Consider the following 13,368-nt stretch of genomic DNA (forward strand, 5'->3'; position numbering starts at 1 on the left):
GACATCCGTACGGATACTCAGCTTGCTGTGTCACCTGCTGTTCACGATGGCCGGACGAGCGTGGCTCGCGTCCAGGAGTGGCGTCCCGATCCTCAGCGGCCCGCTCGGCTCGCTGGGCCGTCTCGACGAACTCGCGCAGCAACTGCAGTTGCTCGGCCCGGCGGGCCTCGGCCAGTTCCCTGGCCTGCCGCTTGTCCTCGTTGCGAAGGGTCTGCCGTTGGGTGGTGAGCTGGGCAAGGCAGGACAGACCTCCGCCCAGCCCGACACCTATCAACGACGCGATCGACGCCCACACTTGTGCCTGCATGCGTGCCCTGCCGTGCCCTGCCGGGCGCACCGCATACGCCGGCCACGCCGATCCGCCGGGCGACCCTCCCCGGCCATGGGCCGAAGTGCCCCTCCAGGGAGTCCGAACGGCCCTTGGTGCCGGGCGGTGTCCGTGCACACGATGAGAGCGGAAGCACTCTGCTCCACCCGCTTCCCCGTCCTCGCCCGATCGCCTCGAGGAGGAGACCATGCACAGCAGCCCGCACGTCGTGAGCGACGTGATGACACGCGCGGTCGTCGCTGTCGGCCGCGACACACCGTTCAAGGACATCGTCCAGCTCATGGACCAGTGGCAGGTCAGCGCCGTGCCCGTACTCGAGGGCGAGGGTCGGGTGATCGGGGTCGTCTCGGAGGCGGACCTGCTGCCCAAGGAGGAGTACCGGGGCAGTGACCCGGACCTCCCGCCGTCCCGGCTTCGCTCGGCCGGGGCCACCATCGCCCGACGGCAGAGCCTGGCCGACCTGGCCAAGGCCGATGCGCTCACCGCCGAGGAACTGATGAGCAGCCCTGCGATCACCGTGCACGGCGGCACCACCCTGGCCGAGGCGGCACGCATCATGGCCCGGCGTGCCGTCAAGCGGCTGCCCGTCATCGACGCCGAGGGCAGACTCGAAGGCGTCGTCAGCCGCTCGGACCTGCTCAAGGTGTTCCTCCGGGACGACGTGGATCTGGCCGAGGAGGTACGCCACGAGGTCGTCGAGCGTCTCTTCCCGCTGTCCGCCGACCACATCCAGGTGGAGGTCGACGAGGGCGTGGTCACCCTCACGGGATGGGTGGACGGGACGCGGCTGGCCCCGGTCGCGGAACGCCTGGCCCGGGCTGTCGAAGGAGTCGTGGACGTCCGCTGCCACCTCAGCGGAGCGTCGGCTCTCAGTGACCCATTGTGAGGTCTGTCGAGAAGCGTCTCAGATGTCCGGCGGCCGCCGTCCGTCGGCCGTCGGGCGCTCCCTCGCGGTTGCATCGTCGTGTGCCGCCACGTCGCCGCACCACCGCACCACCGTGCCACCGTGCCGCCGCTCTGCCGCTCTGCCGCTCTGCCGCTCTGCCGCTCTGCCGCTCTGCCGCTGGTCAGTCGTGCGGCACCACCGCGACCGGCGCGGAAGCGTGCTGGAGCACAGCGTGGGTCACAGGGCCGATGCGGCCGCCGAGCGAGGCATGGCGCTTCGTGCGTCCTACGACGACCAGCGCCGCGTCCCGCGAGGCGTGCACGAGATGGCGGCCGGCGCCCCCGATCACGGCCTGCGCCCTGACCTCCACCCCGGGAAACTTGTCCTTCCAGGGCCGCAGGACGTCGCTCAGGGCGTGCCGTGTCTCTTCCGCCAGTTCGGCGTTGAGGCCTGCATCCAGAACGGCGCCGTAGCCGTACGTGGCCGCCGGGTTCCAGCCATGGACCACCCGCAGCCCCGTCGCGCGGCGCCGGGCAGCCGCGAACGCGAACTCGATGACGGTGTCGGTGTCGGCCGGGTCCTCGACGTCCAGTCCCAGGACGACGTCGCGGTACGGGGTGGTGATCGACCCGGTACCCGCGGCATCGGGCAGGTGCTCGTCCTCGGCGTGCCCACCGCCCCGTACGAGGACGACGGGCCGCTCGGCGCGCGCCACCACGGCGAGCGCGACGGAGCCGACCAGGAACCCGGCCACGGTGCCGAGGCCCCGGGACCCCAGGACGAGCATTTCGCTGTCCGCGGCGGCTGTCAGCAGGGTCGGGACGGCCTGCTCCTCGGCCTGCTCGGTGGTGATCCGCAGGCCGGGGTGGCGCTGCGTGAGCCGGGATTCCGCCTCGTGCAGCAGGTACGCCGCCCACTCGCGCCGCGCGTCGATCGCCGCCGGCGCCGGAACTCCGGCGAACGGCGCGTACAGAGGGCGCAGCGGGTCGCCGGCGTGGACCAGACGCAGGGGCACCTCACGTTGTGCCGCTTCGCCGGCGGCCCAGTCTGCGGCGGCGAGGCTTGCGGGTGAGCCGTCGAGACCGACGATGATGGCGGGCATGTGCGGACCTCCTCCTGGGCGGACCGCCAGTCTCCGGGCCGCACGCGGTCGGGCAGGAGGGGTCCGAGGTCCCGTTCCGGGGGGCCGATCGGCCCTGTGGGGCGGCGTGGTGACGCTGTGTCGGTGACGGCCGGAAGCGCTGCGGGAGTTCGGCTCGGGCCGGTGCGGCGACTGGCCGCGAGTGGGTGTGCGGGCCGGTGCCCGGCAGCGGAAGCCGCCCGTCGGATCGCGGTCGGGACCGCCCGGCCCTGCGGCGGCCGCGTGATGGGCGGACAGTGGAAGAAGGACCGCACCCGACATCGGAAGGGGGAGTTCTGTGCTGCCCGTGCTGGAGGGGCCCGAGAGGCTCGTCGGCCGGATCAGGCCTGTTCAGGCCGGGGCGACCTGCTCCGTGTCTTCCTCCGCGGGCGCAGCGCCGTCCGACAGGAGATCTCCGGGCGCCTGCCCCTGCCCTCGGGATCACGTCCCGCGCCGGACCGGCCACGTGAGTGGAGTTGGAGTTGATCGCCATGACCTCGATGGCAGGCCCGTCGGAACGTCCGGTCCGGGTCACCGCGCGGCTCGACGCACCACTGTCCCGGTGGCTGTGGCTGGTGAAGTGGATCCTGATCATCCCGCACTGTGTGGTGCTGTTCTTCCTGTGGATCGCCTTCAGCGTGGTGAGCGTCATCGCGTTCTTCGCGATCCTGTTCACCGAGCGCTACCCGCGCGCCCTGTTCGACTTCAACGTGGGCGTACTGCGCTGGAGCTGGCGGGTCACGTACTACTCGTACGGCGCCCTGGCCACCGACCGGTACCCGCCGTTCAGCCTCGGTGAGGAGCCCGACTACCCCGCGCGGCTGGACATCGCCTACCCCGAGCGGCTCTCCCGCGGCCTGGTCCTGGTGAAGTGGTGGCTGCTGGTCATCCCGCAGTACATCGTCCTGGGCTTCTTCGTCGGCGGCCGGCACTTCGGCTGGTGGAGCGGCGGACTGATCTCCGTGCTGGTGCTGTTCGCCGCCGTGGTCCTGGCCTTCACCGGGAAGTACCCCCGTGATCTGTTCGACCTGGTCACGGGCCTGAACCGATGGGTACTGCGGGTCGCCGCCTACGCCGCCCTGATGACGGACGCCTATCCGCCGTTCCGGCTCGACATGGGCGGCACCGAACCGGACGACGCACTGCGGATGCGGTGACCGCCGTATCAGACCTGTACCGGGCATTGGTCGACCGGTGTGGACCGGGCCTGCGGAGCAAAGCGCTCTGGAAGGGACCAACGACCCGGCGCTTTGTCCCTTTCGGCCCATGACGGGCGGCGAGCACGGGGCGACAGTGAGGGGGAAGGGCCGGTATCACGGGCCCGAGGCGAGCGCCCCGGCCCGCTCCGGCGCAGCTGCTCGCCGAACGGACGGAAGTCATGCAAGAGACAGGAGTCAAGCTCTCTCGGGAGATCGTCACGGCCCTGGTCGAAGACGCGACGGCCGCCCCCTCCATGCACAACGCCCAGCCGTGGAAGTTCCTCTTCCGCCCCAGTGACAGCGTCTTCCAGGTGTACGCGGACCTCGACCGTGCCATGCCGCACGCCGACCCCACCACCCGCGCGCTTCATCTGGGCTGTGCCGCCGCCCTGTTCAACCTGCGCGTCGCCGCCGCTCACGCGGGCTGGGAGCCCGTCACCCGGCTGCTGCCCGATCCCGCGGACCCGCGGCTGCTCGCCGAGGTAGCGCTGGCCGGCGCCACGGCTCCGGAGAACGACCTCGCCCCGCTGTACCCGGCGATCCACCGCCGACACACCAGCCGTCAGCCCTTCACCGACGAGGAAATACCCCGGGCCGTCAAGGACGCCCTGAGCGGTGCCGCCCTCATCGAGGGAGCGCGGCTGGTCTTTCCCGACGCATGGCATGTGCAGACCGTTCTGGACCTGGTCGGCGACGCCGAGGGACGCGATGCCACGGAGCCCGCCGCCGCCGAGGAACTGAGGAACTGGACCCGCGTGGGCGCGGGAGCGGCGGATGCGGCGAGGGACGGGGTACCGGACTACGCGTTCGGCCCGCGCGGGCGCCACGGCAGCGCACCCGTGCGTGACTTCGCCGGCCAGCAATCCGTGCCCGGCCGCGGGACCGCCGTGTTCGAGGGCACGCCCCAGCTCGCCGTACTGGGCACTCCCGGCGACCGGCCGAAGGACTGGCTGCGGGCGGGCCAGGCGATGGAACGCGTGCTGCTCCAGGCCACGCTCGACGGCCTCGCCACCTCGCTCACCTCCCAGGCCCTCGAACGGCCCGAACTCCGCTGGACCGTGCGCGACCCGCAGTCGGCGATGGGATTCGCCCAGATGGTCCTCCGGCTCGGGTACGGTCCCTCGGGTCCCGGAACGCCACGGCGCCCGGTGGACGAGGTGCTCGACATCGAGTGAGCCGCCTGATCGGCCCGGCGCGGTGGCGCTCCGCGGCCCGTACGGCCTCCTGCGGCGCCGGGCCGGGGTGCCAGGTCCCACCCTCCTGAAGTGCCCTCGTGGTCACACCACGGTCCCCGGGCCCCCGGCCCGTTCCCGTGGCGCGTCGTCGGGCGCGTCGTCGGGAAGGTCCGGGTCGAGATCCGGGTGACGGGGTGGCCCGGACAACACGCAGTCCACGTCCACCACGCCTTCCACCGCGCGCACCAGACGGGTGAGGACGGGGACGAGCGACGTGTCCCGTATCCGGCCGGTGAGCGTCACGACTCCGTCGCGCACCTCCACCCCGATGGGCTCGACCCCGATGGGCTCGACGGGAGCGGCGAAGACGTGCGCGACGACGTCCCTGCGTACCTCCTCGGCGATGTCGGCGTCGTCCCGCAGGAACACCTTGAGCAGGTCGGTGCGGCTGACGATGCCCTGCAGCCCGCCCGCTTCGTCGACGACCGGCAGCCCCTTGAGGTTGCGCCGCGCCATGATGCGTGCGGCCCGGGCGACGGTGTCGTCGGCGCGCACGGTGACCGCCGGAGCGGTCATCAGCTCCTCGGCGGTCACCGCCTCGGCCTTGGTGGGGCCGGAAGGGCCGCCCGGTCGCACGTCCGGGTCCGGCTGGCCGTCCCGGAGCATCTCCTTGGGCAGCAGGTCGGCCTCGGACACCACGCCGATGACATGGTGGCCGCCGTCCAGCACGGGGAGGGCGCTGACCTTCCAGCGCCGCATGGTCTTCGCGATGTCCTTGAAGGCCGCTCCCGCGCGAAGGGCGACCACGGTGCGGGTCATCACATCACTCACGAGGTAGGGCGTGCCCGGCATGGCGTCCTCCAGGTGCTCGGATGCCGTTCTGCTTGCTCCTCCTCCAGCCTCCGCCGCCGCGCCCGCCCGGACATGGGCCGGGCGGCCCTGATCCCGGCCCGAAGGGCTCTGCGCGCGGCGACGATCCGGCGCCCGTGCACCGGCCGGGGACCGCCTGCACATGCCACTTCGGTCCATACGGTCCGATGCTGGAGCTGTAGGCAGCCCGCAAACCGACGGAGGGGACCGGTCATGGTCCGTTACGTGTACGACTTCGCGGAGGGCGGCCGTGACCTGGCCGGCCTGCTCGGCGGCAAGGGCGCGAACCTGGCCGAGATGACCCGGCTGGGCCTGCCGGTCCCGCCGGGTTTCACCGTCACCACCGAGGCCTGCCGGGCCTTCCTCGCCACCGGCGCGGAGCCGGACGGCCTGGCCCGCGAGATCGCTGAGCACCTGACCGTCCTGGAGCAGGCCGCGGGACGGCGGCTGGGGCGGCCCGACGACCCGCTGCTGCTGTCCGTCCGCTCCGGCGCCAGGTTCTCCATGCCCGGCATGATGGAGACGATCCTCGACGTCGGCCTCGACGACGACTCCGTCCTCGGCCTGGCGAAGGTCTCGGGGAACGAGCGCTTCGCCTGGGACTCCTACCGTCGACTCGTACAGATGTTCGGCAGTACGGTCATGGGTGTCGACGGTGCCCTCTTCGAGCACGCCTTGGCCCACCTCAAGCGGGAGCGGGGCGCGGCGAACGACCTGGGCCTGACCGCGGCGGACCTGGCCGGGCTCGTCGGGACGTACAAGGAGCTGATCCGCCGGGAGACGGGTGAGGACTTCCCGCAGTCCCCGGACGAGCAGTTGCGCCGGGCCGTCCTCGCCGTGTTCGAGTCCTGGAACGGCGAGCGCGCCCGGGTCTACCGACGGCGCGAGCACATCCCGGACGACCTGGGCACCGCCGTCAACGTGCAGACCATGGTCTTCGGCAACCTCGGCCCCGACTCCGGCAGCGGCGTCGCCTTCACCCGCGACCCGGCCACGGGCCGGCCCGGCCTGTACGGCGACTACCTCGCGAACGCCCAGGGCGAGGACGTCGTCGCCGGCATCCGCAACACCGTCCCGCTGACCGACCTGGAGGAGCTGGACCCGACCTCGTACACGCAACTCCTCGAGCACATGCGGACGTTGGAGACCCACTACCGCGATCTGTGCGACATCGAGTTCACCATCGAGCGCGGCCGGCTGTGGATGCTCCAGACCCGGGTGGGCAAGCGCACCGCCGAGGCCGCGTTCGCCATCGCCGCCGAACTGGCCGACGAGGATCTGATCACCCCCGACGAGGGCCTGGCCCGCGTCGACGGGAACGGCCTCGCCCGGCTGATGTTCCCCCGCTTCGACACCTCGGCCGTCGGCGAGGCGCTCGCGCACGGTCTCCCGGCCTCGCCGGGTGCGGCCGTGGGCGCGGCGGTGTTCGACTCGGCCGAAGCCGTCCGCCGGGCCGCCGCGGGCGAGAAGGTCGTCCTCGTGCGCCAGGAGACCACCCCCGACGACCTGCCGGGCATGATCGCCGCGCAGGCGGTACTGACCAGCCGCGGCGGCAAGACCAGCCACGCGGCCGTGGTCGCCCGTGGCATGGGCAGGGTGTGCGTGTGCGGTGCCGAGGAACTCGCCGTGGACACCGGGGCGCGGCGCTTCACCGTGGGCGACACCGTCGTCGAGGAGGGCACGATCGTCTCCGTCGACGGTTCGCAGGGCGCCGTGTACCTGGGCGCCGCTCCGCTCGTCGACTCCGCGGTCATGCGCTACTTCGAGCAGGGCGAACGGTCGGCCGGGCTGGTCGAGGCCGTCGCCCGGGCCATGGACCGGGCCGACGGCGTGCGACGGCTTCAGGTGCGGGCGAATGCCGACACGCCCGAGGACGCCGCCCGCGCACGGCGGTTCGGCGCACAGGGTGTCGGGCTGTGCCGCACCGAGCACATGTTTCTCGGCGAGCGCCGCAAGCTGGTCGAGGCGATGATCCTGGCCGGCGACGACGGCGAGCGCGAGGAGGCGCTCGACGCGCTGCTGCCGCTCCAGCGGCAGGACTTCATCGGCATCCTGGAGGCGATGGACGGTCTGCCGGTGACGATCCGGCTCATCGACCCTCCCCTGCACGAGTTCCTGCCGGACCGCACCGACCTCGCCGTGCGCATCGCCACCGCCGAGGCCCGGGACACCGTGCCCGACCCGCACGACACCGAGCTGCTCGCCGCCGTCAACCGCATGCACGAGGAGAACCCGATGCTCGGGTTGCGGGGCGTCCGGCTGGGGCTGGTCGTTCCCGGGCTGGTGGCCATGCAGGTGCGGGCGATCGCCGAGGCGGTCGTGGAACGCACGAGGGCCGGGGGCTCCCCCGAGGCGGAGATCATGGTGCCGCTGGTCGGCGCCGTCGAGGAACTGCGCATCGAACGCCAGGAGGTGGAACGCGTCCTCGCCGCCGTCTCGAAGGAGTCCGGAGTGCCGGTGCACTGCCCGGTCGGCACCATGATCGAGCTGCCCCGGGCCGCGCTCACGGCCGGCCGGATCGCGGAGGAGGCCGAGTTCTTCTCCTTCGGCACCAACGACCTCACCCAGACCACCTGGGGCTTCTCCCGCGACGACGTCGAGGCGGCCTTCTTCTCCGCCTACCTCGACAAGGGCATCTTCGCCACCTCGCCCTTCGAGACCCTGGACCGTGACGGAGTGGGCCGGCTGGTCCGCCTCGCGGTCGACGAGGGCCGCACCGCACGACCCGACCTGAAGATCGGCGTCTGCGGCGAGCACGGCGGAGACCCCGAATCCGTCCACTTCTTCCACACGGCCGGACTGGACTACGTCTCCTGCTCGCCGTTCCGCGTCCCGGTCGCACGCCTGGAGGCCGGACGAGCCGCGCTCCTCGAAGCGGGGACGAGTGAACGCTCGGCGCCTGCTCCCTCCGAGGTGCCGAAGGGAGCCTGAAGCCTCGCATCGAGGCCGGGCCCGCGGACGATCCGGGGCCGAGGGGGCACCGTCCCGGTGCCGTCCGGCTCCGGCCGAGGGGACCCGGTGGGGCCGACACGCCCCATGTGAGGGGGCCCTTCGGCCCCACTTCGGCCCACCGGCGTCGAACCGGTCCGACATCAGGTCCGGTGGCTGCTAGACAGAGGACAGCCGCCCCGCAGCGATGCGGCTCCCTTCCTCTTTCGCCTTCGTCCGCCCTGCCCGGGAGGTTCTCCATGCTGTCCGCAGAGTCCGCCGCCCTCGTACGAGCCACCCTGCCCGCCGTGGCCGGAGCGCTCGACGAGATCACCGCCCGCTTCTACGCCACGATGTTCCAGGACCGCCCGGAGCTGCTCGACGGGATGTTCAACCGCGGCAACCAGGCCAGCGGCGCCCAACGCCGCGCGCTGGCGGGCTCGATCGCCGGATTCGCCGGCGCGCTGCTGGAGAACCCCGACGCGCGGCCGGACGCGCTGCTGTCCCGGATCGCCCACAAGCACGCCGCCGTAGGCGTCACCGACGACCAGTACACGATCGTCCACAAGTACCTGTTCGGCGCGATGGCCGAGGTCCTCGGCGACGCCGTCACCCCGGAGGTGGCCGCCGCCTGGGACGAGGTCTACTGGCTGATGGCGGGCGCCCTGATCAGCCGGGAGGCCCTCCTCTACCAGGACGCGGGCGTCCGGCCCGGCGGGAGCCGGCGGCCCTGGACGGTCGTCGAACGCCGCACCGAGACCCCCGACGTCGTGTCCTTCCTGCTCCGCCCGGCGGACGGCGAACCAGCCCCACGGGCGCGGGCCGGCCAGTACGTGAGCGTCCGCGTGCGCATGGCCGACGGGGTCCACCAGCTGCGCCAGTACAGCCTGTCCTCGGACCCGGGCGGCCGGCTGCGCCGGATCACCGTGAAGCGGGTCGCCGGTGACGCGGCCGGACCGGACGGCGAGGTCTCCACACTGCTGCACGACCAGGTCCGGGAGGGGGACGAACTGATGCTGTCCGCGCCGTTCGGTGACGTCTTCCTCGACGACCCGATCGACGCCACGTCCCCGCTCGTGCTGGTCTCGGCGGGCATCGGCTGCACCCCCATGACCGGCATCCTGGCCCATCTCGCCGCCCTCGGTTCGATCCGCCCGGTACTGGTCCTGCACGCCGACCGATCCCCCGCCGAGCACGCCTTGCGTGCCGAGACACACGACCTCGTCGGGCAACTGCCGGGCGCCCGCGCCGTCTTGTGGTACGAGCACCCCGGAGCGGAGGAACCCGAGGCCCACACCGGCCTGATGAACCTGAGCGACACCGAACTCCCGGACCACGCCACGGTGTTCCTGTGCGGCCCGCTCCCCTTCATGCGCGAGGCGCGCCGACAGCTGCTGGGCGCCGGGGTTTCCGCCCGGCACATCCGCTACGAGGTCTTCGGACCCGACCTGTGGCTCCCCGACACGGTGGCCTGAGCCGCGCCGGCCGGGGCCGGGGCCGCCACAGCCCCGGCCCCGGAAGACCGCCTCATCCTAAGTACGCGTCAGGACATCGGCGACACCTTCCGCCCACGTCTCGATCGCGCCGAAGTCCCTGAAGTCGCCGCCCTTCCCGGAGCGGAGGATCATCCCGGCGACTCGTCCCTTGGCACCCTCTTGCAGGCATCCTCCGAAGGTGACGTGCTCCCGGACCTCCAGGCGGGTCATGGCTCGTCGCACGCCGCGCACGGGCGGGATGTCGCGCTCGGAGACAGTGGCGTCGAGCGGGCCGCTGCTGAAGAACCAGACCGGCCGCTTGGCGAGTTCGGGGCGGTGACGGCGGACGAAGCGCCGCGCGTCCTTGTGCCAGCGTCCCGCGTAGAGCCCGCCGCCGACCACCACGGCGTCGTACGGCGTCACGCTCGTCACGGACCGGGCCGGGAGCGATTCCACGGTCAGGCCGTCCTTGCGCAGGACGTCGGCGACGGCTTCGGCGATCCGTGCCGTCGATCCGTTCGTCGTTCCGTAGGTGACCAACACAGTGCCGGTCATCGCGGTTCGCCTCCTTTCACTCGGCGCGGCCGGTCGGCGGCCACGCCGTGCAGGGCTTGTTCCTCGGCACGGACGACCTCCACGATCGTCACGGAGCCCGCCTTTTGTCGTGCCGCATGGCCGTTCCCTCCTCAGCGCAGCCGGCGCAGATACGGGTCCTGGGGACGGCGTGGCAGCAGACGCACCCGCGCGTCGAGCACGGTGACGCCGCCCGGTGTCGCCAGGACGGGGTTGAAGTCGGCCTCGGCGAGTTGCGGCAGGTCCGCCGCCATCCGGGACAGCCGCAGGAGCAGCTGTTCCAGGTCTTCGACGTCGACGGGGGCGCTTGCGTTCGCGCCCAGCAGCAGCGGGGCGCACCTCGGCGAGGTGATCAGTTCGTGCACGTCACCGTCGGTGAGGGGGGCGAGGCGGGCGGCGTGGTCGGCCAGTACCTCGGTCGCCGTGCCGCCGAGGCCGAACAGCACGAGCGGGCCGAAGACCTCGTCCTGGACGACGCCCGCGAACAGTTCGGTGCCTCGGGCGGCGAGCGGTTGCAGGACCACGCCGGTCATCAGTTCCGCGAAACGGGTCGCCAGATCGCGGAACGCGGCCCGCACCTGGGCGTCGCCGCGCAGGTCGAGGTGGACGGCGCGCTGCCGGGTCTTGTGCAGGAGCCCGGGCCAGTGGGCCTTCATCACCACGCGCCCGTCGTGGCCGCGCAACCGCTCGGCGGCGAGGACGGCGTCGTCCTCGGTCTCGGCCCAGGTCCACGGGATCTGCGGGATGCCGTAGCAGGCCAGCAGATCGGCGCAGCTCCGCGGGTCGGGCCAGCCGCCGTCGGGGTTCTCGGCCAGGTACTCCGCCACGACCGTACGGGCCCGCCGGGTCTCGATGCCGTCGAGGTCGGGGACGACGCCGGCGGGCCGGAAGAGCCAGGCGGCACGCCGCGCGGCGTGCGCGAGTGCGCGGGCCGCCGCCTGGGGTTCGGCGTAGGAGGGGATCATGCCGCCGCCCCCGGCGGGCAGCAGCCGGACGGACGCGTCCTGCTCCAGACGTACGGCGAGCACGGGCCGTGCCCGCCGTGCGGACGCCGCGGTGAGGGCACGCACCAGGTCGTCACCGGTGGCGGCCGCGACCGCCGTGGGTACGAGGGCGACGATGACGGCGTCGATGCCGGGGCAGCGGATGAGGCGGTCGACGCACTCCGTCAGCTGCCTCTCGGACACCGCGGCGGTCGCGTCGACCGGGTTGCCGATGGCGGCGCCGTCCGGCAGTACGGCGAGGAGGTCGTCGACCGTGGCGGGGCTGAACGGGGGCAGGGCGAGTCCCGCCTCCGCGCAGGCGTCGGCGGTGAGGACTCCGGCGCCGCCCGCGTTGGTGACGATCGCGACGCGGCTGCCTTCCGGCAGCGGCTGGGAATGCAGCAGGGCCGCGGTTTCGAGGAGTTCGCCGACCGAGCGGGTCGCGGTGATGCCGGCCTGGGTGAACAGCGCGCCACGGGTCATGGTGCGGGTGGCGGCGGCCGCGGTGTGCGAGGCGGCGGCCTTGCGGCCCGCCTCGGTGCGGCCCGCGTCGACGGTCAGCACCGGGATGCGGCGGGTGACGCGCCGGGCGGTGCGGGAGAAGGCGCGCGGGTTGCCGAAGGACTCCAGGTGCAGCAGGGCGAGTTCGGTGCGCCCGTCGCTCTCCCACCACTGGAGCATGTCGTTGCCGCTGACGTCGTACTTGTCGCCGAGGGAGGCGAAGGACGACACGCCGATGCCCAGCCGGGACAGTCCGTCGAGCAGCGCGATACCGATCCCGCCGGACTGTACGGCGACTCCGGCCGTCCCGGGGCGCGGGTGTTCGGCGGCGAAGGTCCCGTCGAGGTTAAGTTCCGGGTCGGTGTTCGAGATGCCGAGGCAGTTGGGGCCCACGAGCCGAATGCCGTGGACGCGGCAGGTCGTCAGCAGCGCCCGTGCCTGGGTGTGGTCGAGCCCGGCGGTGGCCACGACGAGGGCGCGCACCCCGGCCCTGCCGCACTCGTCGGCGACGGCCGCGACCGCGGCGGCCGGTACGGCGACGATCACGAGGTCGGGCGTCTTGGGCAGGGCGGCGACGGACGGGTAGGACGGCACTCCGAGAATCGACGTGACGCCGGGGTTCACGGCGAAGAGGCGCCGGGTGAAGCCGCCCGAGCGCAGATGGCGCAGGATCGCCCGGCCGACCGAACCGGGCGTGCGTCCGGCGCCGACCACGGCGACGGCGTCCGGACGCAGCAGGGGCAGCAGGCTGGCCACGTCGGCTGAGCTGCCCCGGGCCTCGACGGCCGACAGGTAGGTGTCGTCCTGGTCGAGGTGGACCGTGCAGCGGACCTCCGGGCCCTCGAAGCGACGGGAGGTGCGCAGGCCCAGGTCGGCGAAGAGGCGGAGCACCTCGTGGTTCTCGCTGAGCGCGTCGGCCGTGAAAGTGGTGATGCCCTCCGTCCGCGCCGACGAGATCAGATGCTCGACGAGCAGGGTGCCCACACCGCGGTGGTGCAGGCCGTCGGCGACGGCGACGGAGATCTCCGCGCCGTCCTTCTCCCCGCCGGTGTCGTACTCGGCGAGTCCGATCACCCGGCCGTCCGTCTCCGCCAGCAGGGCCCGGTAGCCCGGGCGGGCCGGCGCACAGGCCCGGTCGGCTGCCATGACGGCCGAGCGCCGGCCGGCGGCGAAGAATCGCAGGCGGAGGTTCTCGGGCGACATCTCCTCGTAGAGCCGCCGCAACGGGGCGTGATCGCTCGGCAGCACCGGCCGTATGGACACGGTGGTGCCGTCCGCGAGCAGGGCGTGGACCGAGGGGCCGTCGATCAGGTCGTCCGTCATCGCAGGT

The 13,368-nt window shown here is 72.7% G+C and carries 9 protein-coding genes; 5 read left to right on the forward strand and 4 right to left on the reverse strand.

The genetic code is table 11. The features are described 5' to 3' along the window. Positions 1–515 precede the first annotated feature (515 nt). The gene (locus tag IE275_RS35670; RefSeq protein ID WP_189716794.1) at positions 516–1,214 is read left to right on the forward strand and encodes a CBS domain-containing protein; all 699 of its coding nucleotides are present in this window, start codon (positions 516–518) and stop codon (positions 1,212–1,214) included. 181 nt (positions 1,215–1,395) lie between these two features. Here the strand turns inward: IE275_RS35670 and IE275_RS35675 are convergent, their stop codons facing one another. After that, complete coding sequence (locus IE275_RS35675; protein WP_189716795.1) at positions 1,396–2,316, reverse strand: universal stress protein; 921 nt, start codon at positions 2,314–2,316, stop codon at positions 1,396–1,398. 509 nt (positions 2,317–2,825) lie between these two features. Here IE275_RS35675 and IE275_RS35680 point away from each other — a divergent pair. Both IE275_RS35680 and IE275_RS35685 read left to right on the forward strand, forming a co-directional pair. Then, entirely contained in the window at positions 2,826–3,491 is a 666-nt protein-coding gene (locus IE275_RS35680) for a DUF4389 domain-containing protein (RefSeq protein WP_189716796.1), read from the forward strand. A 221-nt stretch (positions 3,492–3,712) separates the two neighbouring features. Beyond that, positions 3,713–4,708, forward strand: coding sequence for an Acg family FMN-binding oxidoreductase (locus tag IE275_RS35685; RefSeq protein WP_189716797.1), 996 nt, complete (start codon positions 3,713–3,715; stop codon positions 4,706–4,708). A gap of 102 nt (positions 4,709–4,810) precedes the next feature. Here IE275_RS35685 and IE275_RS35690 read toward each other — a convergent pair whose 3' ends face one another. Continuing rightward, the gene (locus IE275_RS35690) at positions 4,811–5,560 is read right to left on the reverse strand and encodes a CBS domain-containing protein (protein WP_189716798.1); all 750 of its coding nucleotides are present in this window, start codon (positions 5,558–5,560) and stop codon (positions 4,811–4,813) included. 231 nt (positions 5,561–5,791) lie between these two features. Between IE275_RS35690 and ppdK the strand changes: the two genes are divergently transcribed. Both ppdK and IE275_RS35700 read left to right on the forward strand, forming a co-directional pair. Continuing rightward, positions 5,792–8,509 carry a pyruvate, phosphate dikinase gene (gene ppdK / locus IE275_RS35695; protein WP_189716799.1) on the forward strand — a complete coding sequence of 906 codons (2,718 nt, stop codon included), beginning with the start codon at positions 5,792–5,794 and terminating at the stop codon, positions 8,507–8,509. A 257-nt stretch (positions 8,510–8,766) separates the two neighbouring features. After that, a complete protein-coding gene (locus tag IE275_RS35700) occupies positions 8,767–9,981 on the forward strand; it encodes a globin domain-containing protein (protein WP_189716800.1) in 1,215 nt (404 codons plus the stop codon). 57 nt (positions 9,982–10,038) lie between these two features. Here the strand turns inward: IE275_RS35700 and IE275_RS35705 are convergent, their stop codons facing one another. Further along, positions 10,039–10,536, reverse strand: a complete 498-nt coding sequence (locus IE275_RS35705; protein WP_189716801.1) for a flavodoxin domain-containing protein — start codon at positions 10,534–10,536, stop codon at positions 10,039–10,041. A 131-nt stretch (positions 10,537–10,667) separates the two neighbouring features. Beyond that, complete coding sequence (locus IE275_RS35710) at positions 10,668–13,361, reverse strand: bifunctional acetate--CoA ligase family protein/GNAT family N-acetyltransferase (RefSeq protein ID WP_189716802.1); 2,694 nt, start codon at positions 13,359–13,361, stop codon at positions 10,668–10,670. Positions 13,362–13,368 lie beyond the last annotated feature (7 nt).

The organism is Streptomyces phaeofaciens (genome assembly GCF_014648915.1).
Classification (GTDB): domain Bacteria; phylum Actinomycetota; class Actinomycetes; order Streptomycetales; family Streptomycetaceae; genus Streptomyces; species Streptomyces phaeofaciens.

What these genes read in the sequence shown, in the direction of transcription:
- IE275_RS35685 (WP_189716797.1), top strand. Translation starts at nt 3,713, where the DNA reads ATGCAAGAGACAGGAGTCAAGCTCTCTCGGGAGATCGTCACGGCCCTG.
- IE275_RS35675 (WP_189716795.1), bottom strand. Translation starts at nt 2,316, where the DNA reads ATGCCCGCCATCATCGTCGGTCTCGACGGCTCACCCGCAAGCCTCGCC.
- IE275_RS35670 (WP_189716794.1), top strand. Translation starts at nt 516, where the DNA reads ATGCACAGCAGCCCGCACGTCGTGAGCGACGTGATGACACGCGCGGTC.
- IE275_RS35710 (WP_189716802.1), bottom strand. Translation starts at nt 13,361, where the DNA reads ATGACGGACGACCTGATCGACGGCCCCTCGGTCCACGCCCTGCTCGCG.
- IE275_RS35700 (WP_189716800.1), top strand. Translation starts at nt 8,767, where the DNA reads ATGCTGTCCGCAGAGTCCGCCGCCCTCGTACGAGCCACCCTGCCCGCC.
- ppdK (WP_189716799.1), top strand. Translation starts at nt 5,792, where the DNA reads ATGGTCCGTTACGTGTACGACTTCGCGGAGGGCGGCCGTGACCTGGCC.
- IE275_RS35690 (WP_189716798.1), bottom strand. Translation starts at nt 5,560, where the DNA reads ATGCCGGGCACGCCCTACCTCGTGAGTGATGTGATGACCCGCACCGTG.
- IE275_RS35705 (WP_189716801.1), bottom strand. Translation starts at nt 10,536, where the DNA reads ATGACCGGCACTGTGTTGGTCACCTACGGAACGACGAACGGATCGACG.
- IE275_RS35680 (WP_189716796.1), top strand. Translation starts at nt 2,826, where the DNA reads ATGACCTCGATGGCAGGCCCGTCGGAACGTCCGGTCCGGGTCACCGCG.